This is a genomic window from Providencia sp. JGM181 (assembly GCF_018257375.1).
Classification (GTDB): Bacteria; Pseudomonadota; Gammaproteobacteria; order Enterobacterales; family Enterobacteriaceae; genus Providencia; species Providencia lanzhouensis.
Window position 1 is genome coordinate 1 of sequence record NZ_JAERJY010000299.1, and the last position, 710, is coordinate 710.

General features: G+C 35.4%; 1 protein-coding gene. It reads left to right on the top strand.

The features are described 5' to 3' along the window. Positions 1-201 precede the first annotated feature (201 nt). Entirely contained in the window at positions 202-660 is a 459-nt protein-coding gene (locus JK188_RS17630; protein ID WP_006660933.1) for a methylated-DNA--[protein]-cysteine S-methyltransferase, read from the top strand. Positions 661-710: the final 50 nt, after the last annotated feature.

Here is a 710-nt window from a genome sequence, read left to right on the forward strand (position 1 = left end):
ATACAATATATAGTGATTTCTTTATTTGAATGATAATCATTCGAATTATTGTCTATGCTGTTATTAACATTGGAAATAAAAAAATTCAGGGGGAGATGATTCAGTTAGCTACACTGAGAAAAAATATCATTGCAAAGTAGAAATAATTTACCTTATAACTGTATATACAATCAGGTAAATGAATCCTTTTGAGGAGATGTTATGTACCATCAATATTTAGTAGCCCCAGAAAACTTTCCGAAACCGTGGATCCATATTACGGCTGATGATGAAGGTGTGACGAGTATCTATTTTGTTGATGAAAAAACGGAGAAAGAGTCGAAAAACGAATTCTCAAAGCAGTGTGCGAAAGAACTAAAAGAGTATTTTAATCATAAGCGGAAAGTGTTTTCGGTTGCATTGAATCCGCAAGGTACTGAATTTCAGAAAAAAGTCTGGAAGCATTTGTGCGAAATTCCTTATGGTGAGCGCTGGAGTTATAAAGATCTCGCCTTAAAACTGGGCTCGGTTAACTATTGTCGAGCCGTCGGTATGGCCAATTCTCGTAACCCTATATCTTTGATTGTGCCTTGCCATCGTGTCTTAGGACATGACGGAAAGCTGGTGGGTTATACAGGAGGATTGGATATTAAAGATTGGTTACTTATTCATGAGAAGTAAACGCTAAAAAATTAACCATGAGTAATACTTACCTTTGTATTAATTACTAT